This is a genomic window from Aestuariibacter sp. GS-14 (assembly GCF_006494365.1).
GTDB lineage: Bacteria > Pseudomonadota > Gammaproteobacteria > Enterobacterales > Alteromonadaceae > Alteromonas > Alteromonas mangrovi.
Genome location: NZ_VHIP01000010.1, coordinates 1 through 1344, shown reverse-complemented (window position 1 = coordinate 1344; position 1344 = coordinate 1). Strand labels below are relative to the sequence as shown.

Genomic DNA, 1344 nt, shown 5'->3' with positions numbered 1-1344 from the left:
AAAATGGCAAAAGAAAAGTTTGAACGTAAGAAACCCCACGTAAACGTTGGTACTATCGGCCACGTTGACCACGGTAAAACCACTCTGACTGCAGCAATCACTACTGTTCTTGCAAAGACTTACGGTGGTAACGCTCGTGCATTCGATCAAATCGATAACGCACCAGAAGAAAAAGCACGTGGTATCACCATCTCTACTTCACACGTAGAGTACGACACACCAAGCCGCCACTACGCACACGTAGACTGTCCTGGACACGCTGACTATGTTAAGAACATGATCACCGGTGCTGCACAGATGGACGGCGCGATCCTGGTAGTAGCTGCGACTGACGGCCCAATGCCTCAGACTCGTGAGCACATCCTGTTAGGTCGTCAGGTAGGCGTACCTTACATCATCGTATTCATGAACAAATGTGACATGGTTGATGATGAAGAGCTGTTAGAGCTGGTAGAAATGGAAGTTCGTGAACTGCTGTCTGAGTACGATTTCCCAGGTGATGACCTGCCAGTAATCAAAGGTTCTGCACTGAAAGCCCTTGAAGGCGACGCAGCGTGGGAAGCGAAGATTGTTGAGCTGGGCGAAGCACTGGATTCATACATTCCAGAGCCAGAGCGTGCAATCGACAAGCCGTTCATCCTGCCAATCGAAGACGTATTCTCAATCTCTGGTCGTGGTACAGTAGTAACAGGCCGTGTAGAGCAAGGTATCGTTAAAGTAGGTGAGACTGTAGAAATCGTAGGTATCCGCGAGACTCAGACTACTACTTGTACTGGTGTAGAAATGTTCCGTAAACTGCTTGACGAAGGTCGTGCAGGTGAGAACGTAGGTGTGTTGTTACGTGGTACTAAGCGTGACGACGTAGAGCGTGGTCAAGTACTGTGTAAGCCTGGTTCAATCAAGCCACACACTAAGTTTGAAGCAGAAGTATACGTACTGTCTAAAGATGAAGGCGGCCGTCATACTCCATTCTTCAAAGGCTACCGTCCACAGTTCTACTTCCGTACAACTGACGTAACTGGTGCTGTAGAGCTGCCAGAAGGCGTAGAAATGGTAATGCCTGGCGACAACCTGAAGTTCGTAGTAGAACTGATTGCTCCAATCGCGATGGACGAAGGTCTGCGCTTCGCAATCCGTGAAGGTGGTCGTACAGTAGGTGCAGGCGTTGTAGCTAAGATTCTTGCTTAATCTTAGATACCGCTAAGTATCTTAGAAAAAGGTCGCGTAAGCGGCCTTTTTTGTTTTTAAGCGCCGGCAAACTGAACGACAACTATTCCCTCTATACCAATTCGCATAGAAGTTTACCCACTCAGCAACACTGGCAGGCTTTTTAGCTAGGCTTGT

General features: G+C 48.2%; 1 protein-coding gene. It reads left to right on the top strand.

Going from position 1 to position 1344, the window contains the following annotated elements:
- Nucleotides 1-3 precede the first annotated feature (3 nt).
- Nucleotides 4-1188 (top strand): elongation factor Tu, encoded by a 1185-nt coding sequence (tuf, locus tag FJ444_RS15230; protein WP_140959642.1) that lies wholly within the window; start codon nt 4-6, stop codon nt 1186-1188.
- Nucleotides 1189-1344: the final 156 nt, after the last annotated feature.

Excerpts from the sequence above, each read along its gene's own strand:
- tuf (WP_140959642.1), top strand. The coding sequence starts at position 4 with ATGGCAAAAGAAAAGTTTGAACGTAAGAAACCCCACGTAAACGTTGGT.